This is a genomic window from Streptomyces violens (assembly GCF_000717745.1).
In the GTDB taxonomy this organism is placed as follows: Bacteria; Actinomycetota; Actinomycetes; order Streptomycetales; family Streptomycetaceae; genus Streptomyces; species Streptomyces violens.
Genome location: NZ_JOBH01000001.1, coordinates 247,161 through 268,838, shown reverse-complemented (window position 1 = coordinate 268,838; position 21,678 = coordinate 247,161). Strand labels below are relative to the sequence as shown.

Here is a 21,678-nt window from a genome sequence, read left to right as displayed (position 1 = left end):
GGGCGGATACCGCTGCGCGTGCGGGCGTGGTGAACGCATATCCTCGGCCGTATGAGCGAAGCGATGGATCCGGAAGACCGCAAGATCATTACGCTTGCCCGTTCGGCGCGTGCCCGTAACGGTGTTGCCGAGGGGGCCGCCGTTCGGGACGAGACCGGGCGGACGTACGTCGCGGGGACCGTGACCCTCGACTCCCTCAAGCTGAGCGCCCTGCAGACCGCCGTCGCGATGGCCGTCGCCAGCGGCGCGCAGTCCCTGGAGGCCGCCGCGGTGGTCACCGAGGCGGCGACCGCGGCCGACGCGGACCGCGCGGCCGTCCGCGACCTGGGCGGTGCGGAGACCCCCGTACTGGTCGCGGGCACCGACGGTGTCCTGCGCGAGACCGTCAAGGCGGGCTGAGCACCGCAGCACCACAGAGATACCGCTGAGATACCGCTGACCCACCGGCCCGGCCGGGCCGGTGGTCGGTGTCATGCCCGCGATCGGGGAGAATGGGCGGCATGAGCGTTCGTACAGACTCCTCCGCCCCGCACCGCGCCGGCTTCGCGTGCTTCGTCGGCCGCCCGAACGCGGGCAAGTCCACCCTGACGAACGCTCTCGTCGGTACGAAGGTGGCCATCACCTCCAACCGGCCGCAGACCACCCGGCACACCGTCCGCGGCATCGTGCACCGCCCGGACGCCCAGCTCGTGCTGGTGGACACCCCCGGTCTGCACAAGCCGCGCACGCTGCTGGGCGAGCGGCTCAACGATGTGGTGCGGACCACGTGGGCCGAGGTCGATGTGATCGGCTTCTGTCTGCCCGCCGATCAGAAGCTCGGGCCGGGCGACCGGTTCATCGCGGGTGAGCTGGCGGGGATCAAGAAGACGCCGAAGGTCGCCATCGTGACCAAGAGCGACCTCGTGGACTCCAAGGCGCTCGCCGAGCAGCTGATCGCCATCGACAAGCTGGGCCAAGAGCTCGGGATCGAGTGGGCCGAGATCATTCCGGTGTCGGCGGTCGGCGACAGCCAGGTGGGGCTGCTGGCCGATCTGCTCGTGCCGATGCTGCCGGAGAGCCCGCCGCTGTACCCGGAGGGCGACCTCACCGACGAGCCCGAGCAGGTCATGGTCGCCGAGCTGATCCGCGAGGCGGCGCTGGAGGGCGTGCGGGACGAGCTGCCGCACTCCATCGCGGTCGTCGTCGAGGAGATGCTGCCGCGCGAGGACCGGCCCGCCGAGAAGCCGCTGCTGGACGTGCACGCGATCGTCTACATCGAGCGGCCCAGCCAGAAGGGCATCATCATCGGCCCCAAGGGCAAGCGCCTGAAGGAGGTCGGGATGAAGTCGCGGAAGCACATTGAGGCGCTGCTCGGCACGCCCGTGTATCTGGATCTCCATGTGAAGGTCGCCAAGGACTGGCAGCGGGACCCGAAGCAGCTCCGCAAGCTGGGCTTCTAGCCGTCCCCTAGCCCACTCCTCGGATGCGGCGTACGAGGAGTGCGCCCGCCAGGGCGATGGCCGCGGCCAGGAGGTACAGGACCGGGTAGCCGCCCAGGTGGCGGACCACCGGCGCCGCCAGGGCCGGGGCGGCGACCTGGGGCAGGGAGTTGGCGATGTTGATGACGCCGAGGTCCTTGCCGCGGTGGGCCGCGGCCGGCAGGACGTCCGTCATCAGCGCGAAGTCGACGGACATGAAGACGCCGAAGCCGATGCCCAGCGTGCCCGCCGCCACCAGCGCCCCGGGCCAGCTCTGCCAGCAGGCGAGTACCGCGGTGGCCGCCGCCATCAGGACGCCGGCCCACAGGACGAACGGTTTGCGGCGGCCGATGCGGTCCGACCAGAAGCCGGCGGCGACGACCGTCGCCAGCAGCAGCGCACTGTTCACCGCGGTGAGGATCAGCACCCCGGTCGCCGGGTCGGGGTGGTGCAGCGCGTCCCGCAGGTAGTACAGCAGGTACAGCAGCGCGATCGAGTTCCCGAGGTTGACCAGGAAGCGGGTCAGCCAGGCCCAGGCCAGGTCCGGATGGCGGCGCGGGCTGATCCAGAAGGCGGTCAGGAAGGCGCGCGGGTCGAACGGCGGGCGCCGGTCGGCGGGCAGCACCGGGTCGCGGTGGAGCAGGACGTACGGGAGCGTGGCCAGGACCGTGAACGCGGCGCAGGCCAGATAGCCCGCCGCGATGCCGCCGGCCGCGGTCGCCAGGCCCGTGCCCGCCAGTACGCCCAGGATCTGTGCCGCGCCCAGCCAGCCGCCGACCGCCCCGCGCTGCCGCCGCGGCACCCGGTCCGGCACCGCCGCGGTGAGGGCGGCGTACGCGGCGCTCAGCGCGAGCTGGACCAGGCACCAGCCCAGCAGCAGGGACGGCACGCCGTCCGCCGTGGCCAGCAGCGCGAGCGCGCCGGCGCCGGCCGGGACGCCGCCCGCGATCCATGGAGCACGGCGGCCGAAGCGCGAGGACGTACGGTCCGAGGCCGCGCCGAAGAGCGGCGTGGCGAACAGCGCGACGGCCGCGCCGCAGCCGGTCACCCAGGCCAGTACGGTCTCCTTCGAGGTGCCCGCCGGGGCCAGCTCGGCGGCCTGGAGGGCGAGCAGGATCTGCAGCGGCCCGAACCAGCCGACCCAGATCGCCCCACTGGCCACCACCAGCGCCGCCGTCCAGCCGCGCCCGACCGGCACGACGGGCTCGGCCAGCGCGTCCTCGACGCCGTACCGGTCCAGGTGCTGGGAGATCATCTTCCGATCCTCCGCCACCGGTACCGGGAGCAGCGCGGTCAGTTCCTCATCCGGGTGGCCGCCGACCCGTCAGTGACGTGTCAAGGGCGCGGGCGGAGCCGCCCACCCGCGCCCTTGACACGCGTCGCAGGGGGCCAGGGCGGGTGCCCTACGCCCCTTCCTTCAGTACCCGAGTGATCAGCTTGCGCTGGTGCTCGGTCAGCCGGGGGTCCGCGCAGTACACGGTCCGGCCGTCGACGGTGATCTGGTACATGAACCCGTCCGGCACCCCGACGGGCGGGGTGTCCCGCCCGTCGGCCAGCGCCCGCTCGACCAGGTCGTCCCACTGGGCGGCATCGGCCCGGTCAGCGGTGTCGATCTCGGCGTGCTTCTCGATGCCGGCGAAACCGCCGGTGCGCCTCACCTGAATCCGCATGGCCGCAGCCTTCTCCTCGGCATGCCGACGGTCAATGACCGCCGCGGGCCAATGACCGCCGCGGGTCACTGCCCCTGGTTGTTGGTGACGCCCACCTGGGACCAGGCTTTCAGCAGTGCCTGGTGTTCCTCGCCCTGGTCGCCGTAGCGGGCCTTGGCCGCGTCGATCGTGAGCCTCGCGAAGTCCGCGAACTGGGCGTCCTTGGCGAGCCCGTCGCCGGTCAGCACGTCGTACCAGATCTGCCCGGCCCGCTCCCAGGCGTTGCCGCCCAGGGCGACCGCCGCGAGGTAGAAGGCGTGGTTGGGGATGCCGGAGTTGATGTGCACCCCGCCGTTGTCCTGCGAGGTGTTCACGTACCCGTCCATCGTGGCGGGCTGCGGGTCCTTGCCGAGAACATCGTCGTCGTACGCCGTGCCGGGCGCCTTCATCGAGCGCAGCGCGGTCCCCTTGTCGACGTCCGGGCCGAGCAGCCCGTCGCCGATCAGCCAGTCCGCCTGCTCCGCGCTCTGCTGGAGGGAGTACTGCTTGATCAGCGAGCCGAAGACGTCCGAGACGGACTCGTTCAGCGCGCCGGACTGGCCGAGGTACTCCAGGTTGGCGGTGTACTGGGTGACGCCGTGGGTCAGTTCGTGTCCGATGACGTCCACGGAGGTGGTGAAGTCCAGGAACAGCTCGCCGTCGCCGTCCCCGAAGACCATCCGCTCGCCGTCCCAGAAGGCGTTGCCGTACTCCCTGCCGTAGTGGACCGTGGCGTCCAGCGGCAGACCCATGCCGTCGATGGAGCGCCGGCTGTAGATCTTGGAGTACAGGTCGAAGGTGTGGCCGAGGCCGGCGAAGGCGCGGTTGACGGAGGCGTCCTGGCCCGCCGGGTCGGACTCGCCGCGGACTTTCGTGCCGGGCAGGGTCTCGGTGTGTTCCGCGTCATAGATCGTGCGCTGCGGCTTGTCGCTGCCGGCCCGGGCTTCGGCCGGCGCGGCGAGGCCGCGGACGGTGGTGAGGCGGCGGCGGGTGCGCTGCAGGGCGTCGTGCTCGAGGGTGCGGCGCGCCCGGCCGGAGATCGTGGAGCTCTCCGCGCGGGAGAGGTGGTCGAGGAGATGCGGCGGGATGATTCCGCAGAAGACCTGGCCGGCAGCATGACTGTGGTTCCGGGGGTTCCGGGAAGTGGCGTCCATGCGGCGAGCGTGGCACCGTGTGTGTGCCGTGTCACTCCCCGCTGCGGAGATTCCCGCGAATGTGTGCTTGCTCGCTAAACAGCCACGAGGGATCTCCGGTCCCGCATACTGATACGGGACATCCATATGACACGGGTCTCCGCTAGGGTGCAGAGCATCATGCGTTTCGGGCTGCTTCTCCTTAGCTGCCGCGGCGAGGGCCTGTAGTCGTAGGCCGACCCCCTCCCCGCGGAGTTCGGTGTTGCGGTTTACCGCCCCGTCGGCCGTCCCTCAAGGACATACGAGAGGCCCAACGCACATGTCGAACCCCGCGAATTCCATCGGTCGCCCCACGCCCATCACCGCCGCGACCGTGGCGCAGAAGCCCTCCGGAATGCCGGTCCACAAGTACGGCCAGTACGAGGCCGTGGAGATTCCGGACCGTACGTGGCCCGAGAAGCGCATCACGAAGGCGCCCCGCTGGCTCTCGACCGACCTGCGCGACGGCAACCAGGCGCTGATCGACCCGATGTCGCCCGCCCGCAAGCGCGAGATGTTCGACCTGCTGGTCAAGATGGGCTACAAGGAGATCGAGGTCGGCTTCCCCTCCTCCGGTGAGACCGACTTCAACTTCGTACGCTCCATCATCGAAGAGGGCGCGATCCCCGAGGACGTGACGATCTCCGTCCTGACGCAGGCCCGCGAAGAGCTGATCGAGAAGACCGTCGAGTCGCTGCGCGGCGCGCACCGCGCGACGGTGCACCTGTACAACGCCACGGCGCCCACCTTCCGCCGGGTCGTCTTCCGCGGCTCCAAGGAAGAGGTCAAGCAGATCGCCGTGGACGGCACGCGGCTGGTCATGGAGTACGCCGAGAAGATCCTGGGCGACGAGACGATCTTCGGCTACCAGTACAGCCCCGAGATCTTCACCGACACCGAGCTGGACTTCGCTCTGGAGGTCTGCGAGGCGGTCATGGACGTCTGGCAGCCCGAGGAGGGCCGCGAGATCATCCTGAACCTGCCCGCCACGGTCGAGCGCTCCACGCCGTCCACCCACGCGGACCGCTTCGAGTGGATGTCGCGCAGGCTGTCCCGCCGTGAGTACGTCTGCCTGTCGACCCACCCGCACAACGACCGCGGCACCGCCGTCGCCGCCGCCGAGCTGGCGGTCATGGCCGGCGCCGACCGCGTCGAGGGCTGCCTGTTCGGCCAGGGCGAGCGCACCGGCAACGTCGACCTGGTCACGCTGGGCATGAACCTGTTCTCGCAGGGCGTCGACCCGATGATCGACTTCTCCCAGATCGACGAGATCCGCCGCACCTCCGAGTACTGCAACCAGATGGAGGTCCACCCGCGCCACCCCTACGCGGGCGACCTGGTCTACACCGCCTTCTCCGGCTCCCACCAGGACGCCATCAAGAAGGGCTTCGACGCCATGGAGGCCGACGCGGCCGCCGCGGGCAAGACGGTGGACGACATCGAGTGGGCGGTCCCGTACCTGCCCATCGACCCGAAGGACGTCGGCCGCTCCTACGAGGCCGTCATCCGGGTCAACTCCCAGTCCGGCAAGGGCGGTATCGCGTACGTCCTGAAGAACGACCACAAGCTGGAACTGCCGCGCCGGATGCAGATCGAGTTCTCCCGGACCATCCAGGAGAAGACCGACTCCGAGGGCGGCGAGGTCACCCCGGCGGCCATCTGGTCCACCTTCCAGGACGAGTACCTGCCCAACCCCGAGAACCCGTGGGGCCGTATCCAGGTCAAGAACGGCCAGACCACGACGGACCGGGACGGCATCGACGCGCTCACGGTCGAGGCGGTCGTCGACGGCCAGGACACCGTCCTGACCGGCTCCGGCAACGGTCCGATCTCCGCGTTCTTCGACGCGCTGCAGGGCATCGGCGTCGACGTACGCCTGCTGGACTACCAGGAGCACACCATGAGCGAGGGCGCCTCCGCGCAGGCCGCCTCGTACATCGAGTGCGCGATCGGCGACAAGGTCCTGTGGGGCATCGGCATCGACGCGAACACGACGCGCGCCTCGCTCAAGGCCGTCGTCTCCGCCGTCAACCGCGCGAGCCGCTGACACCCGGACGGATGGGGTCGGTAAACCCGCTGGCCGGGTACGGGAACGTACCCACGGGCGGTTCACCGCTCCCGCGCGACGCCCGCGCAAGGCCCCGCTCCTCTGCGAAAAGAGGGGCGGGGCCTTCCGCATTGTCCGGTACGACATGCTGACGCGGCATCGTGGATGTGGCTAACATCACGTCAGCGTGGCAGCGTGGCCGGCGCGGTATGGAGGTCTGGACGTGATGCACAAGCTGGGCATGGTGGGCGTGCGCACGTCATGGCGCACCCTCGCCGACGGCGAGTTCTTCTGCCCCGAGTGCGGTGGCGACCGTAACTACCGCCGCCGTACGGGCAGGCGCCGGCTCACGCTCCTCGGCGTCCCCGTCCTTCCGCGCGGCACGGCGGGCCCCGTCCTCGAATGTTCCTCCTGTACGGGCCACTTCGGCCTCGACGCCCTCGACCACCCCACCACGACCCGCTTCTCCGCGATGCTCCGGGACGCCGTGCACACGGTGACGCTCGCGCTGCTGGCGGCGGGCGGCACGGCCTCGCGCACGGTCCGCGAGCAGGCGGTCGCGGCGGTACGGGCCTCCGGCTTCACCGAGTGCACGGAGGAGCAGCTGCTCTCCCTGCTGGCCGCGCTCGCCGCGGACACGGGGCGGCTCCCCGGCACCTACCACGACGGCCGCGACGGCCTCGACCCGTGCGGCACGGCGCTCGCCATAGAGCTCCACGAAGCGCTGGAGCCGCTGGCTCCGCATCTCGCCCCCGCGGGGCGTGAGTCGCTGCTCCTTCAGGGCGCGCGTATCGCCCTTGCGGACGGCCCCTACACGGGCCCGGAGCGCGAAGTCCTCACGACGGTCGGCACGGCGCTGTCGCTCGACGCGACGGACACGGACCGGCTTCTCGCCGCCGCCGCGCGCACGCCTTCTTAGGGCCGGCGCGCACCGGTTGTCGATTCCTCGTACTTCCTCGTACGCGCGGGCGAAATTGCCGCCTGCTTTCACCAACACCCTTACTGGCACGCGCACTTGATGCACGTACGCCGCTGTCGATTTTAGGCGCGCAGGCGCGTGTCAAGGATGTGAACGGCGAAAATCTCCCGGCGGAAAAGTCCGTTTCGGGAAAGTGGGGCATGCGGTCGGCGGCGGAAAGCAGTGTGCGCGAAAGACCGCGGGCCAATGCCGAATTCGAGGCGAGGAAGGCGAGCGAGGAACGATGAGCGCCGCGGTGGGTTCGTACGTCGTGGACACGCGGACGGGCAAGGTCGGAATGGTGATGGGGAGCGAGGGGCCGTATCTGCAGCTGCGGCCGGTGGGCGGCGGGCGGGAGTGGGACTGCGCGCCCGAGGCCGTCCGGATCGCGACGGCGAGTGAGCGGCTGAGCGCGGCCACGGCGTATGTGAACGCCCGCAGCCGCGGCGAGGTGGGCTGACGGCGGCCGACGGGGAGCAACGGGGGACCGTCCCCGCACGGCACGGCCGTACGGGACAATGGCTGCATGAGTCTGTTCCGTGATGACGGCGTCGTGCTGCGCACCCAGAAGCTGGGTGAGGCGGACCGCATCATCACGCTGCTGACCCGCGGCCACGGCCGGGTACGGGCCGTGGCCCGCGGTGTCCGGCGCACGAAGTCGAAGTTCGGCGCGCGGCTGGAGCCGTTCTCGCACGTGGACGTGCAGTTCTTCGCGCGCGGCAGCGAGCTGGTCGGGCGCGGGCTGCCGCTGTGCACACAGAGCGAGACGATCGCCGCGTACGGTGGCGGCATCGTCCGCGACTACGACCGGTACACCGCGGGGACCGCGATGCTGGAGACGGCGGAGCGGTTCACCGACCACGAGGGCGAGCCGGCGGTGCAGCAGTATCTGCTGCTGGTGGGCGGGCTGCGGACGCTCGCCTCCGGGGAGCACGCCGCGCATCTCGTGCTGGACGCCTTTCTGCTGCGCTCGCTCGCCGTGAACGGCTACGCACCCAGTTTTGACGACTGCGCGCGGTGCGGAATGCCCGGTCCGAACCGGTTCTTCTCGGTCGGCGCGGGCGGAGTCATATGCGGGGAGTGCCGAGTGCCCGGCAGCGTCGTACCCTCCTCTGAGTCGATCGCGCTGCTCAGCGCGTTGCTGACGGGGGACTGGCGGACGGCGGACGCGGCCGAGGCCCGGCACGTCCGGGAGGGCAGCGGGCTGGTCGCGGCGTATCTGCAGTGGCACCTGGAGCGAGGACTGCGCTCGCTCCGCTACGTGGAGAAATAGCCGCGTAGCGAAGTAACCACCCAAAGAGCTAGGAGACGTGGCACGCATGGCACGACGTGGGATTCTGGGCCGTTCGCGGCGGGAGTACCAGGCGCCGGAGCCGCACCCGTCCGGTGCGCGGCCGCCGAAGATCCCCGGTGAGCTGGTCCCCGAGCACGTGGCCATCGTGATGGACGGCAACGGGCGCTGGGCGAAGGAGCGCGGGCTGCCGCGCACCGAGGGGCACAAGGTCGGCGCCGAGCAGGTGCTGGACGTGCTGCAGGGCGCGATCGAGATGGGCGTGAAGGCCATCTCGCTGTACGCCTTCTCCACCGAGAACTGGAAGCGGTCGCCCGACGAGGTGCGCTTCCTGATGAACTTCAACCGCGACTTCATCCGCAAGACGCGTGACCAGCTCGACGCGCTCGGTATCCGGGTGCGCTGGGTGGGGCGGATGCCCAAGCTGTGGAAGTCGGTGGCCAAGGAGCTCCAGGTCGCCCAGGAGCAGACGCAGGACAACGACAAGCTGACGCTGTACTTCTGCATGAACTACGGCGGCCGCGCGGAGATCGCGGACGCGGCGCAGGCGCTGGCCGAGGACGTGAAGGCGGGCCGGCTGGACCCGTCGAAGGTGAGCGAGAAGACCTTCGCGAAGTACCTGTACTACCCGGACATGCCGGACGTGGACATGTTCCTGCGGCCGTCCGGTGAGCAGCGCACGTCGAACTACCTGATCTGGCAGAGCGCGTACGCCGAGATGGTCTTCCAGGACGTGCTGTGGCCGGACTTCGACCGGCGGAACCTGTGGGACGCGTGCATGGCGTACGCCAAGCGCGACCGGCGCTTCGGCGGCGCCCAGCCGAACGAGGTCCAGGACGCGCCGCAGAAGGGCTGAGCGGACGCTGAAGGGCCCGGTAGCCGCCTGCGCGGCCACCGGGCCCTTCGTCGTTCTGACGGCGCCCCTAGGACGCCTGTGCGGCCTTCACGCACTCCCCGCACGTGCCGAAGATCTCGATCGTGTGCGCGACGTCACGGAAGCCGTGCTCCGCCGCGATCTGATCGGCCCACTTCTCCACCGCCGGACCCTCGACCTCCACGGCCTTGCCGCAGGTGCGGCAGACCAGGTGGTGATGGTGGTCGTCGGTGCTGCACCGGCGGTAGACGGCCTCGCCCTCATTGGTGCGGAGCACGTCCACCTCGCCGGCGTCGGCCAGCGACTGCAGCGTGCGGTAGACCGTGGTGAGCCCCACCGAGTCGCCCCGGTGCTTGAGCATGTCGTGCAGTTCCTGCGCGCTGCGGAACTCGTCGACCTCGTCGAGAGCCGCGGCCACGGCGGCTCGCTGCCGCGTCGACCGGCCGCGCACCGGAGATCCCGCGCTCGTCGCCACCGTTGCCTCCCTTAGGCGTAGAACATCCCCCTGCGGAACGTCCGGCCATTGTGCCAGGTGATGACCGGAGGCCGGGTGGGACGCTTACACCCGTACGCTCAAGGCTTGCTCACGCTGACGTCGTCCGCCGGCTTCCGCGCCCCCGGTACGGCTCCCGGCACCTCCAGGGTGCACCCCTCCTCGGCCCGGGCGGCCGATCGCGCGCGTTTTTTCGCCAGTGGTGCGGCGATCAGCGAGAAGACGGCGAAGACCGCGATGGCCAGCAGCACGATGCTCGCGCCCGGCGGCACGTCCACGTAGAACGACACGGCCGTACCGGAGAGGGTGACGATCACGCCGATCGCCACCGCGATGGCGAGGGTCGCGGCGAAGCCGCGGGTGGCCTGCTGGGCGGCCGCGACCGGCACCACCAGCAGCGCGCTGACCAGCAGCAGGCCGACGGCGCGCATGGCGACCGTGACGGTGACGGCGGCGGTGACCGCGAGGAGGAGGTTCAGTACGCGTACGGGCAGGCCGGTGACGCGGGCGAACTCCTCGTCCTGGCAGATCGCGAAGAGCTGGCGGCGCAGCCCGAGCGTGATCACCAGCACGAAGGCGGCCAGGATCGCGGTGACCGTGACGTCCTCGGGGGAGACGCTGGTGATGGAACCGAAGAGGTAGCTCGTGAGGTTCGCGGTGGAGCCACCGGGGGCGAGGTTGATGATCATTACGCCGCCGGCCATGCCGCCGTAGAAGAGCATGGCGAGCGCGATGTCGCCGCGGGTCTTGCCGTACGAGCGGACCAGCTCCATGATCACCGCGCCGATGGTGGCGACCAGCACGGCCATCCACACCGGCGAGGTGTTGAGCAGGACGCCGAGCGCGACACCGGTCAGCGCCACGTGCCCGATGCCGTCGCCCATGATCGCCTGGCGGCGCTGCACGAGATAGATGCCGACGGCGGGCGCGGTGATGCCGACGAGGGCCGCGGCGATCAGCGCCCGCTGCATGAAGGCGTAGGTGAGGATGTCCATCTCAGGTCAGCAGTCCTGTCCGGACGGGCTCGTGGGCCGCGTCCGCGTGCGGGTGTACGTGATCGTGGCCGGGCAGCGCGTGCTGGCCGACCGCCTCCGGGGGCGGCCCGTCGTGGACGACGCAGCCGTCCCGCAGCACCACGGCACGGTCGATCAGCGGCTCCAGGGGGCCCAGCTCGTGCAGCACGAGCAGGACCGTGGCCCCGGCGTCGACCTGCGCGCGCAGCGTCTGCGCCAGCACCTCCTGGCTGGCGAGGTCCACCCCGGCCATCGGCTCGTCCATGATCAGGAGCTCGGGCTCGGCGACCAGCGCGCGGGCTATCAGTACGCGCTGGTGCTGGCCGCCGGAGAGCGCGCCGACCGAGTCCTTGGCACGGTCGGCCATGCCGACCTTCTCCAGGGCCGCCGTCACGGCCGCCCGGTCCGCCTTGCCAGGCCACTTCAGCTTCGTACGGGCCAGCCGGCCCGCCGCCACGACCTCGCGGACCGTGGCGGGCACCCCGCCGGCCGCGGTGGTGCGCTGCGGTACGTAGCCGATGCGCGCCCAGTCCTTGAAGCGGCGCGCGGGCGTACCGAACAGCTCCAGCTCGCCGGAGCTGAGCGGCACCTGGCCGACCACCGCGCGCACGGCCGTGGACTTGCCGGAGCCGTTCGCGCCGAGCAGCGCGACGACCTCGCCGCGCCGCACGGTCAGGTCGATGCCGCGCAGCACGGGGCGGGCGCCCAGCGCGGCGCTCGCACCGCGCAGCGAGACGACAGCGGGGGCCCCGCCCGTAACGCTGTCCGTACCGCTCATGGCAGCTCCTTCCCTGGCGTGGGGCACGGTCACTTGGCGCCCAGTGCCTTCTGCAGTGCCTTGAGGTTGGACTCCATGACGGCGAGGTAGTCGTCGCCGCGGGACTTCTTGGTGATGCCCTCGATGGGGTCGAGCACGTCGGTCTTGGCGTGCACGTCCTTGGCCAGCGTCTTGGCCATGTCGGGGCTGGTCAGCGTCTCGAAGAAGACGGTGTCCACGTTGTGCTTCTTGGCGAGCCCCTGCAGCTCCTTCACGCGGCTGCCGCTGACGTCGGTGGCCTCCGGGTCCAGGCCGCTGATGGCCTCCTCGGTCAGGCCGTAGCGCTCGGCGAGGTAGCCGAAGGCGGCGTGAGTGGTGATGAAGGTGTCCGACTTACGGTTCTTCAGCCCGTCCTTGTACTCCTGGTTCAGCTCGTCGAGCTGCTTCACCAGGGCGGCGGTGTTCTTCTCGTAGTCGGCCTTGTGCTTGGGGTCCGCCGCGGCGAGGGTCTTCTCGACGCCCTTGGCGGCCTCGGCGTACTTCACGGGGTCGAGCCAGATGTGCGGGTCGAGGCCGGACTCTTCGCCTTCGTGGCCTTCGTGCTCGGAGTGCTCGGCGTGCTCTTCCGCGGACTCGCCCTCGTGGCCCCCGTGGTCGTGCCCGCCGACCTCGGCGCCGTGGCTCTCCAGCTTCGTGAAGGAGGCGGCGTCGGCGGTGTGCTTCACGCCGGACTGCTTGACGGCCTCGTCCACGGCCGGCTGGACGCCCTTGAGGTACACGATGGCGTCGGACTCGCCGAGCTGGGCGGTCTGCTTCGGGCTGAGCTCCAGGTCGTGCGGCTCGGTGCCGGGGGCGGTGAGGCTGGTCACCGAGACGTGCTTGCCGCCGATCTTCTCGGCGAGGAACTGCATCGGGTAGAAGGACGCCGTCACGGCGAGCTTGCCGTCCTCCTTGTCCGCCGCACCGGAGGTGGAGCAGGCGGAGACGGCGAGCAGGCCCAGGACGGCGGAGCCGGCGAGGGCGGCGGTGGATATGTGACGGCGTACGTTCATGACAGTCATTTTCAACTAGGCTGGAAACGATTGTCAACAAACCAGGTGAGAGGGGGACAGCGGCGGGAACCGATTTGATCCGGGGGGCATGGCCGCCGGTAACCTGAGTCATTCGCTGTTCGTCGTCGCAATGAAGAGAGCACCGTGGCCGCCGACAAGATCGACACCATCGTCAGCCTGAGCAAGCGCCGTGGCTTCGTATACCCGTGTAGCGAGATCTACGGCGGCCAGCGAGCCGCCTGGGATTACGGGCCGCTGGGAGTCGAGCTCAAGGAGAACATCAAGCGCCAGTGGTGGCGCAACATGGTCACCTCCCGCGACGACGTGGTCGGTCTCGACTCGTCCGTCATCCTGGCTTCCGAGGTCTGGGTCGCGTCCGGTCACGTCGCGACCTTCACCGACCCGCTGACCGAGTGCACCTCCTGCCACAAGCGGTTCCGCGCGGACCACCTGGAAGAGGCGTACGAGGCCAAGCACGGCCACCTGCCCGCCAACGGCATGGCCGACATCAACTGCCCGCACTGCGGCAACAAGGGCGGCTTCACCGAGCCCAAGCAGTTCTCCGGCCTGCTCTCCACGCACCTCGGCCCGACCCAGGACTCCGGCTCGGTCGCGTACCTCCGCCCCGAGACCGCCCAGGGCATCTTCACCAACTTCGCCCAGGTCCAGCAGACCTCGCGGAAGAAGCCCCCGTTCGGCATCGCCCAGATGGGCAAGTCGTTCCGGAACGAGATCACGCCGGGCAACTTCATCTTCCGCACCCGCGAGTTCGAGCAGATGGAGATGGAGTTCTTCGTCAAGCCGGGCGAGGACGAGCAGTGGCACGAGTACTGGATGGAGCAACGCTGGAACTGGTACCGCGACCTCGGCATCCGCGAGGAGAACATCCGCTGGTACGAGCACCCCGCCGAGAAGCTCTCGCACTACTCCAAGCGCACCGCTGACATCGAGTACCGCTTCCAGTTCGGCGGCTCGGAGTGGGGCGAGCTGGAGGGTGTCGCGAACCGCACGGACTACGACCTCTCCTCGCACTCCAAGGCGTCCGGCCAGGACCTGTCGTACTTCGACCAGGAGGCCGGCGAGCGGTACGTCCCGTACGTCATCGAGCCCGCGGCCGGTGTCGGCCGCGCGATGCTCGCCTTCATGCTCGACGCGTTCACCGAGGACGAGGCGCCCAACGCCAAGGGCAAGATGGAGAAGCGCACCGTCCTGCGCCTCGACCCGCGCCTGTCGCCGGTCAAGGTCGCCGTCCTGCCGCTGTCCCGGAACCCGCAGCTCTCCCCGAAGGCCAAGGGCCTCGCGGCGGACCTGCGCAAGAACTGGAACATCGACTTCGACGACGCGGGCGCGATCGGCCGCCGCTACCGCCGCCAGGACGAGATCGGCACGCCGTTCTGCGTCACGGTCGACTTCGACACCCTCGACGACAATGCCGTGACCGTGCGCGAGCGCGACACGATGAAGCAGGAGCGGGTCTCTCTGGATCAGATCCAGTCTTACCTGGGTGGGCGTCTGCTGGGCTGCTGACCCAGCGGTTTTCCGGGCCCCCGGGGTGGGGCCGCGCCTCCGTAGCGGAGGTGGCCCGCCGCTCTGACTGAGCGCGCAGTTCCCCGCGCCCCTCAAGGGGCGCGGGGAACTGCGTTTTTCAGTGCAGGGCGCGCGGCAGGCGCAGGGACAGGGCCGTCATGGCCAGGAGGCCGGCGAACTGGACGGCGAGTGCGATGAGCAGGGCGTTGCGTACGCCGGCCGACGGGACGAGGGCCAAGTACACCGAGCCGATCGTCGCGACGCCGAGGGCGAGGCAGGTCTGCTGGGCGGTGACCGAGAGGCCGCTGCCCGCGCCCGCGCGCTCCGGCGGTACGGAGGCGAGCATCACCCGGAAGTACGTCGGGAGCTGGAAGCCCTGGCCGGCGCCGATGACGGCCATCGCGGGGGCCAGGGAGACCGGGTCCAGGTCCGGCCAGCGGGTGAGGACGGTCCCGGCGAGCAGGGCCAGCCCCACGGCGTGGACCACCGCGCCGGCCGTCAGCACCCGGCTGCCCAGCCGGGGTGCCAGCCGGGGACCCCACAGGGACGTGAGCAGGTACGCCACGCTCATCGGTGCCACCGCGGCGCCCGCCACCACGGGCGACAGCCCCAGCCCCTGCTGGAGCGAAATCGCCAGCACGAACATGAAGCCGCCGAACCCGGCGAAGAGCGGCACGGCGACGGCCAGCCCGCGCCGCACCCCCGGCTCGCGCAGCAGGGACGGCGGCAGCAGCGGGGCACCGCCGCTGCGCTCGGCCCGCCGCTCGACCGCGTAGAACGCCCAGGCCAGCAGGGGTGCGGCGGCCAGCAGCAGCCAGGACCACAGTGGGCCGCCGGCCGCCCGGCCCTCGGTCAGCGGCAGCAGCAGCGCGACCAGGGCGAGCGCGAAGAGGACCGTGCCGGCCCGGTCGCCGCGGGACGGGCGCGCCGCCCGGCTGTCCGGTACCGAGAACCGGCCCAGCACCAGGACGGCCGCCACCACCGGCACGTTCACCAGGAAGATCGCGCGCCAGCCGGTGCCCAGCAGATCGGCGGAGACCAGCAGCCCGCCGAGCAGTTGCCCGGCCACTGCGGCGGCGCCGCCCATCGCGCCGTACAGGCCGAGCGCCCGGCCGCGCCGCTCGCCGGACGTGGTCGCGTGGATGGTGGCCAGCACCTGCGGCAGCATCACCGCGGACGCCGCGCCCTGCGCGGCCCGCGCCGCGACCAGCGTCCAGGCGTCCGGCGCCAGGCCGCAGGCCAGCGAGGTCAGGCCGAAGGCGGCCGCGCCCCACAGGAAGAGCCGCCGCCTGCCGTACGTGTCGCCGAGCCGGCCGCCGAGGACGAGCAGCACGGCGTACGCCATGGCGTAGGCCGCCGCGACCATCTCCACCATGGCGGGCCCGGCCCGCAGATCGTGCTCGATGGAGGGCAGCGCGACGTTCACGATGAAGAAGTCGGTGATGGGCAGCGCGGCGCCCAGGAGGAGGGTGGCCAGGCCGAACGCGGACAGATGGGCGGCGGGGGCGGCCCTTCCGGGTGTGTGGTTCTGGTCGGGGGCGATGGGATCCGGTGTGGTTGTCGTGGTGCTCACACTGCGACGATCCGGCAGCGCCCAGCCGGGTACCAGAGTGTGCTCATCCTGGTACCGGCACTACCTGGCAACCGGCTCGGCGGTGCGCCACCCTGGACGCATGACCGTCACCGCCCTCCCCGCGCCCGCCCGCGACGCCGCCCGGGTCCGCCGGCACGAGCTGGCCGCGTTCCTGCGCAGCCGCCGCGAACGCATCACGCCCGAGCGGGTCGGCCTGCCGCGCGGCCCGCGGCGGCGCACCCCCGGGCTGCGCCGCGAGGAGGTCGCGCAGCTCGCCGCGGTCGGGGTCACTTGGTACACCTGGCTCGAACAGGCCCGGGACATCCATGTCTCGGCGCAGGTGCTGGACGCGGTGGCGCGGGCGCTGCTCTTCGATGCCAGCGAGCGTACGCATCTCTTCGCGCTCGCCGACGCGGTCGACCCGGCGCCCGGCGGCGAGTGCGCGGTGGTCTCGCCGGAGCTGCGGCAGGTGCTGGCGCAGCTGGAGCCGTTCCCGGCCTGCGTGCAGAACCGGCGGTACGACATCCTCGCGTACAACCGCACGTACGGGCGGCTGCTGACCGACCTCGACGCGCTGGAGCCGCAGGACCGCAACTGTCTGTGGCTCACCTTCACGCACCCCGAGTGGCGGGCCGCCGTGCCCGACCTCGAGAAGACGCTCAGCCAGATGACGGCCCGTTTCCGTGCCGCGATGGCCGAGCATGTCGCGGAGCCCGCCTGGAAGGCGCTGCTCAAGCGGCTGCAGCAGGCCTCGCCGGAGTTCCGGGAGCTCTGGGACCGGCACGAGGTGCTGTGCGCCCGGGCGAAGACCAAGACGTTCGAGAGCCCGGAGGTCGGGCTGGTGCGGGTGGCCAACACCCCGATGTACGTCGGCGCGCGGGAGGGCATCCGGGTGACGGTGTACTCGCCGCAGGACGAGGCGTCGCGGGAGCGGCTGGAACGGCTGCGGGAGCTGGCGGTGGCGGCGAAGGCCGCGGAGGGGGCCGAGGCCGACTGCGGCGGCTCGCCGTAGGGGTTTGCGGCCGTTGCCGACCGACCCGCCGTCGTGGTTGCTCGCGCAGTTCCCCGCGCCCCTGACGGGGCGCGGGCGGCCGCAGGGACGACTCACTTCCCGGGTGCGGGACAATGGGAGGCCGTACCCCTCGTACCCGTCGAAGGAATCCGCTCACATGTCCTCGCTGCAGATCGGCCCGCACAGTGTGCAGCCCCCGGTGGTCCTCGCGCCGATGGCCGGGATCACCAACGCGCCCTTCCGGACCCTGTGCCGGGAGTTCTCGGGCGGCAAGGGCCTCTTCGTCAGCGAGATGATCACGACGCGGGCGCTGGTCGAGCGCAACGAGAAGACCATGCAGCTGATCCACTTCGACGCGAGCGAGAAGCCGCGCTCGATCCAGCTGTACGGGGTCGACCCGGACACCGTCGGCAAGGCCGTCCGCATGATCGCGGAGGAGGACCTGGCCGACCACATCGACCTGAACTTCGGCTGCCCGGTCCCGAAGGTGACGCGCAAGGGCGGCGGCTCGGCCCTCCCGTACAAGCGCAATCTGCTGCGCTCGATCCTGCGCGAGGCGGTCGGCAACGCCGGCTCGCTGCCCGTCACGATCAAGATGCGCAAGGGCATCGACGACGACCACATGACCTACCTCGACGCCGGCCGGATCGCCGTCGAGGAGGGCGTGACGGCGGTCGCGCTGCACGGCCGCACTGCCGCCCAGCACTACGGCGGCACCGCCGACTGGGACGCCATCGCGCGCCTGAAGGAGCACGTCGGCGCGGTCAGCGACATCCCCGTGCTCGGCAACGGCGACATCTGGTCCGCCGACGACGCGCTGCGGATGATGCGCGAGACCGGCTGCGACGGCGTGGTCGTCGGCCGCGGCTGCCTCGGCCGCCCCTGGCTCTTCGGCGACCTGGTGGCCGCCTTCGAGGGCCGCGAGGAGGACTACGCGCGGCCGACCATGAAGGAGGTCGCCGAGGTCATGGTCCGGCACGCGACGCTCCTCGGCGAGTGGCTGGGCGACGAGGCGCGCGGCGTGATCGACTTCCGCAAGCACGTCGCCTGGTACACCAAGGGCTTCGCCGTCGGCTCGGAGATGCGCCGCAAGCTCGCCGTCTCCTCCTCCCTCGCCGAGCTCGCCGACCACCTCGCCGAGCTGGACCTCGACCAGCCCTGGCCGGCCGGCGCCGACGGCCCCCGCGGCCGCACCTCGGGCCGCAACAAGGTCGTCCTCCCGGACGGCTGGCTGGACGACCCGTACGACTGCGCGGGCGTGGGCGCGGACGCGGAGCTGGACACGTCGGGCGGCTGACGCGGCCGGGCCGCCGCGGTGCGGTCACCGCCTCCGCAGCGGTATCTGCTGCAGGTCCTCGCCCGCGATGACCCGGCCCGAGAAGCCCTTGCCCGCGCGGCGGCGCCACTCCGCCGAGGAGACGTTTTTCGGGTCGGCGGGGCAGATGTGGCTCAGTACGAGGGTGTCGACGCCCGCGGCCTCGGCGATCGGGCCGACCTCGGTGACGTCGGTGTGCGACTGCAGCATGTGGTCCAGATAGGCCGGCGGCAGCCCGGCCTTGCGGTAGAAGTCCGCGTCCATCACCTCGTGCACGAGGAGGTCGGCGCCCCGGGCGATCCGTACGACGTTGTCGTGCTTGACCGTGTCGCCGGAGAAGACCACCGACCCGTACGCGGTGTCGAACCGGAACGCGTACGACGGGAACACCGGCCCGTGGTCCACCAGGATCGCCGTCACCCGGACCGTCCCGTCGTCCGCCACCTCGAACGGCTCCATCGGCGGCGCGGTCGGGCCGAGCGGGTGCGCGCCCGTGCCCTCCGGCAGCTCGATCTCGTGGGTGCGGACGAGGGTGCGGGGGTCCGCGATGCCGGAGTCCCGGATGAAGACGTTGGTGCTGTACGCGAACGCCTCGATCTGCTTCTCCGTCAGCCGCTTCAGGCCCGGGGTGGGGTGGTGCGGCGCGACGACCGGCGGGTCGTCGTTGTCGAAGGCGGGCGGCAGGGCGCCGGCCGGGCCCGGCCCGTACACGTCCACCGGCTCGGTGATCAGGTCGTCCTCGTCGTTGGAGAGCTGCGCGCCGAGCAGGAAGAAGTTGTAGTAGTCGGCGATGTGGTCGGCGTGCAGATGCGTCAGGAAGATCGACGTGAGGTCCGCCAGCTTCAGGCCGGCGAGCTGGTACTGGGTCACGGCCGAGCGGCCGCAGTCGATCACATACGTACGACCGTCGACGACGAGCGCGCTGGCGATGCCGCGCCGGGTCCTCTCCGGGGGCGGGCCCGCCGCGGTACCGAGGAGGACGAGGCGGGGGCCGTCGAGCGGGCGGATGCGGGACGTGGCGGACGCAGGGGTCGCTCCCAGGGCTGCGGTTCCGCCGGCGAGCGTGGCGGCGCCGGTGGCGGCGAGGAGGCGGCGGCGGGACAGCGGCCCTCCGGCAGTCGGCTTCTCGGGCACAGGTGAACTCCTCGGAGGGGAAGGGGAAGGGGGCTGTGATCAGGGCCTGTCGTCCGTGGCGCAGGTGCCGATCGTGGCGTACGCGGCGGGGCGCGCGGCACGCAGGTAACGGGCCCAGGCGATGCCCAGCACGGCGGCCACGATGACCAGGCAGGGGAGGATCCAGCGCAGTGGGTTGCCGGGGCCGACGCCGAGCTGGACCTGGAACGTGGTGAGCGCGAGGTAGAAGATCACGGCGAGGGCGACGGCCGAGAGCGCGGGCGCGATCAGTCGCTGCCACGTCCCTTCCTCCGTACGGCCGTCCGTACTGCGGCCGCCCCGGCGCGCGAAGTAGCAGATCACCGCCACCGATGTGACGAGCAGCAGCAGGATGACGCCCAGCGCGCCGAGGTTGGTGAGCCAGGTGAAGACGTCGTCCACCGGGTCGCGCCCGGCGAGCGCGAAGAGGGCGGTCACGGCCACTGTTACCGCGGTCTGTACGAGCGAGCCGCGGGCGGGGGAGGCGTACCGGGGGTGCAGTGCGCCGAGCCCGCGCGGCAGTACGCCCTCCCGGCCCAGGGAACGCACGTACCGGGCCACCGCGTTGTGGAAGGAGAGCAGCGCGGCGATCAGGGAGGTGATCAGGAAGAGTTGTGCCAGGTCGGAGAAGAGCGGGCCGAGGCTGTCCGCACCGAGCGCGAACATCATCTCCGGGCCGTGCGCGGCGGCGTAGCGCACCGCGCGCCCGTCCCCGGCGCCGCTGATCATCGCCCAGGCCGTGCCGGCGTAGAAGACGCCGATGAGCGCGACCGCGGTGTAGGTCGCGCGGCCGATCGTGCGCCGCGGGTCCTTGCACTCCTCGCCGTACAGCGCGGCCGACTCGAAGCCCATGAAGGCGGCGAAGATGCAGCACAGCGCGACGCCGAGCGCACCGTCGGTGGCGGCGTGCCAGGTGAGCGGGGCGAGCGAGACGCCCTGCGGGGCGTGCCCGAACTGTGCGATGTCGAAGACCAGCACGGTCCCGGACTCGATGACGATCAGTACGGCGAGTACTTTCACGCCCACGTCGATCCGCCGGTAGCCCAGCGCCCCGACCAGCGCCGTCGCGGCCAGCACCAGTGCCCACCAGGGGACGTCCAGGCCGGTGCGGGCCTTGAGGAAGTCGGCGGTGGTGGCGCCGAAGAGCCCGGCGATGCCGACCTGCATCGCGTTGTACGAGACCAGCGCGACGAAGGCGGCGGCGACGCCCGCGGTGCGGCCGATGCCGTGCGCCGCGTACGCGTAGAAGGCGCCGGCGCCGGTGATGTGCCGGCTCATCGCGGCGTAGCCCACGCTGAAGACCGCGAGCAGGGCCGCGATCAGCAGGTAGAGCAGCGGGATGCCGAGGACGCCGGTGACGCCGAGGGACTGCGGGATGCCGCCGGCCGCGACGGTGAGCGGCGCCGAGGCGGCGATGATGAAGAAGACGATGCCGGGGACGCCGATGCGGGGCGAGGGGGTCGCGGGCGGTGCCGCGCCCGACGGGCGGGCGGCGGGAGCGCGTGGGTCGATGGCCATGCCGGGCTCCTGGGGCGGGGATGATGGGGCGCGAGCGTGCGTGCGGCGCGGGCGTACGGGAGGGCGGCGGGGGAGCAGGCGTCGCCGCGATATCGTTTGAGCCCGTACGGGTTCAGATGCGGGAGATCGTACGACCACAAACGACCCCCGGCAAGGGTCCGGGCGGGTTCGCAGGAAGGTGTGGGGAGATGCGGGAGAAGCTGTGGTGACCGGCCACCGTTCCATCGGGGACACGGAGAAGGCGGTACAGGCCAAGCTCGGTGAAACGCCCATCCGGCACGCGCAGATGGCCGCGGTGGGCAACATCTACCGCGCCGCCGCCGCGGTCCGGCAGCACTTCGAGAACTCGGTACTGCGCGGCGCCGAGCTGACCTGGACCTCCTTCGTGGTGCTGTGGGTGGTGTGGATCTGGGGCGAGATGGAGACCCGGCGGGTCGCCGAGGAGGCCGGCATCTCCAAGGGCACGCTCACCGGCGTCGCCCGCACGCTCCAGAGCCGCGGCCTCATGGAACGCAGCGGCCACCCGACCGACGGCCGCCTCGCACTGCTCTCCCTCACCCCGGCGGGCGAGGAACTGATGGCGGAGCTCTTTCCCCAGTTCAACGCCGAGGAGGCCTTCGTCACCGACGACCTCAGCGACGCCGAGGCCCGCCAACTGGCCGACCTGCTGCGCCGGATCGTCGTCCGCGTCGAGACGGACGGCGAACAGCGCCGCCTGGATCTGCTGGGCGGGGCGGACCCGAGGCCACGGAGAAGTGGGCGGCGGGCGCGGGGGTAGC

21 protein-coding genes are annotated in these 21,678 nt (G+C 71.2%); 11 read left to right on the top strand and 10 right to left on the bottom strand.

The window, feature by feature from the left end:
- Positions 1-51 precede the first annotated feature (51 nt).
- Positions 52-399 (top strand): hypothetical protein, encoded by a 348-nt coding sequence (locus tag IF04_RS0101235; protein ID WP_030249463.1) that lies wholly within the window; start codon positions 52-54, stop codon positions 397-399.
- A gap of 101 nt (positions 400-500) precedes the next feature.
- Positions 501-1,439: a GTPase Era gene (gene era / locus IF04_RS0101230; protein ID WP_030249460.1), complete on the top strand. Its 939-nt coding sequence runs from the start codon at positions 501-503 to the stop codon at positions 1,437-1,439.
- A gap of 7 nt (positions 1,440-1,446) precedes the next feature.
- Here the strand turns inward: era and IF04_RS0101225 are convergent, their stop codons facing one another.
- The 3 genes from IF04_RS0101225 to IF04_RS0101215 all read right to left on the bottom strand — a co-directional run bounded on the left by IF04_RS0101225 (position 1,447) and on the right by IF04_RS0101215 (position 4,299).
- On the bottom strand, positions 1,447-2,712 hold the full coding sequence (locus IF04_RS0101225) for an MFS transporter (RefSeq protein ID WP_051830635.1): 1,266 nt from the start codon (positions 2,710-2,712) through the stop codon (positions 1,447-1,449).
- Between the two features lie 148 nt (positions 2,713-2,860).
- Complete coding sequence (locus IF04_RS0101220; protein WP_030249454.1) at positions 2,861-3,127, bottom strand: protealysin inhibitor emfourin; 267 nt, start codon at positions 3,125-3,127, stop codon at positions 2,861-2,863.
- Positions 3,128-3,192: 65 nt separating this feature from the next.
- Positions 3,193-4,299 carry a M4 family metallopeptidase gene (locus IF04_RS0101215; protein ID WP_030249452.1) on the bottom strand — a complete coding sequence of 369 codons (1,107 nt, stop codon included), beginning with the start codon at positions 4,297-4,299 and terminating at the stop codon, positions 3,193-3,195.
- A 298-nt stretch (positions 4,300-4,597) separates the two neighbouring features.
- On the opposite strand from IF04_RS0101215, the gene leuA reads away from it, so the two are divergent.
- The 5 genes from leuA to IF04_RS0101190 all read left to right on the top strand — a co-directional run bounded on the left by leuA (position 4,598) and on the right by IF04_RS0101190 (position 9,469).
- Positions 4,598-6,364, top strand: coding sequence for a 2-isopropylmalate synthase (gene leuA, locus IF04_RS0101210; protein WP_030249449.1), 1,767 nt, complete (start codon positions 4,598-4,600; stop codon positions 6,362-6,364).
- Positions 6,365-6,590: 226 nt separating this feature from the next.
- On the top strand, positions 6,591-7,283 hold the full coding sequence (locus IF04_RS0101205; RefSeq protein ID WP_030249447.1) for a TerB family tellurite resistance protein: 693 nt from the start codon (positions 6,591-6,593) through the stop codon (positions 7,281-7,283).
- A gap of 283 nt (positions 7,284-7,566) precedes the next feature.
- The gene (locus IF04_RS0101200; RefSeq protein ID WP_030249444.1) at positions 7,567-7,782 is read left to right on the top strand and encodes a hypothetical protein; all 216 of its coding nucleotides are present in this window, start codon (positions 7,567-7,569) and stop codon (positions 7,780-7,782) included.
- 66 nt (positions 7,783-7,848) lie between these two features.
- Positions 7,849-8,595 (top strand): DNA repair protein RecO, encoded by a 747-nt coding sequence (recO, locus tag IF04_RS0101195; RefSeq protein WP_030249442.1) that lies wholly within the window; start codon positions 7,849-7,851, stop codon positions 8,593-8,595.
- Positions 8,596-8,641: 46 nt separating this feature from the next.
- On the top strand, positions 8,642-9,469 hold the full coding sequence (locus IF04_RS0101190; RefSeq protein ID WP_030249441.1) for an isoprenyl transferase: 828 nt from the start codon (positions 8,642-8,644) through the stop codon (positions 9,467-9,469).
- 67 nt (positions 9,470-9,536) lie between these two features.
- Here IF04_RS0101190 and IF04_RS0101185 read toward each other — a convergent pair whose 3' ends face one another.
- From IF04_RS0101185 to IF04_RS0101170, 4 genes are all read right to left on the bottom strand, one after another.
- A complete protein-coding gene (locus IF04_RS0101185; RefSeq protein WP_030249439.1) occupies positions 9,537-9,962 on the bottom strand; it encodes a Fur family transcriptional regulator in 426 nt (141 codons plus the stop codon).
- Positions 9,963-10,060: 98 nt separating this feature from the next.
- The gene (locus IF04_RS0101180) at positions 10,061-10,975 is read right to left on the bottom strand and encodes a metal ABC transporter permease (protein ID WP_030249437.1); all 915 of its coding nucleotides are present in this window, start codon (positions 10,973-10,975) and stop codon (positions 10,061-10,063) included.
- Between the two features lies 1 nt (position 10,976).
- Positions 10,977-11,771, bottom strand: a complete 795-nt coding sequence (locus IF04_RS0101175) for a metal ABC transporter ATP-binding protein (RefSeq protein ID WP_030249435.1) — start codon at positions 11,769-11,771, stop codon at positions 10,977-10,979.
- Between the two features lie 29 nt (positions 11,772-11,800).
- Complete coding sequence (locus IF04_RS0101170; RefSeq protein ID WP_030249433.1) at positions 11,801-12,802, bottom strand: metal ABC transporter substrate-binding protein; 1,002 nt, start codon at positions 12,800-12,802, stop codon at positions 11,801-11,803.
- 144 nt (positions 12,803-12,946) lie between these two features.
- Between IF04_RS0101170 and IF04_RS0101165 the strand changes: the two genes are divergently transcribed.
- Entirely contained in the window at positions 12,947-14,329 is a 1,383-nt protein-coding gene (locus IF04_RS0101165) for a glycine--tRNA ligase (protein WP_030249432.1), read from the top strand.
- Positions 14,330-14,447: 118 nt separating this feature from the next.
- Here IF04_RS0101165 and IF04_RS0101160 read toward each other — a convergent pair whose 3' ends face one another.
- A complete protein-coding gene (locus tag IF04_RS0101160) occupies positions 14,448-15,902 on the bottom strand; it encodes an MFS transporter (RefSeq protein ID WP_030249430.1) in 1,455 nt (484 codons plus the stop codon).
- A 100-nt stretch (positions 15,903-16,002) separates the two neighbouring features.
- Between IF04_RS0101160 and IF04_RS0101155 the strand changes: the two genes are divergently transcribed.
- Complete coding sequence (locus IF04_RS0101155) at positions 16,003-16,914, top strand: helix-turn-helix transcriptional regulator (protein WP_051830553.1); 912 nt, start codon at positions 16,003-16,005, stop codon at positions 16,912-16,914.
- Between the two features lie 157 nt (positions 16,915-17,071).
- On the top strand, positions 17,072-18,211 hold the full coding sequence (dusB, locus tag IF04_RS0101150) for a tRNA dihydrouridine synthase DusB (RefSeq protein ID WP_030249428.1): 1,140 nt from the start codon (positions 17,072-17,074) through the stop codon (positions 18,209-18,211).
- 24 nt (positions 18,212-18,235) lie between these two features.
- On the opposite strand, the gene IF04_RS0101145 is transcribed toward dusB, so the two are convergent.
- Both IF04_RS0101145 and IF04_RS0101140 read right to left on the bottom strand, forming a co-directional pair.
- Positions 18,236-19,363: an MBL fold metallo-hydrolase gene (locus IF04_RS0101145; RefSeq protein ID WP_030249426.1), complete on the bottom strand. Its 1,128-nt coding sequence runs from the start codon at positions 19,361-19,363 to the stop codon at positions 18,236-18,238.
- Between the two features lie 39 nt (positions 19,364-19,402).
- Positions 19,403-20,899, bottom strand: coding sequence for an APC family permease (locus tag IF04_RS0101140; protein ID WP_037957933.1), 1,497 nt, complete (start codon positions 20,897-20,899; stop codon positions 19,403-19,405).
- A 205-nt stretch (positions 20,900-21,104) separates the two neighbouring features.
- Here IF04_RS0101140 and IF04_RS0101135 point away from each other — a divergent pair, with 205 nt between their 5' ends.
- Entirely contained in the window at positions 21,105-21,677 is a 573-nt protein-coding gene (locus IF04_RS0101135) for a MarR family winged helix-turn-helix transcriptional regulator (protein ID WP_030249422.1), read from the top strand.
- Position 21,678 lies beyond the last annotated feature (1 nt).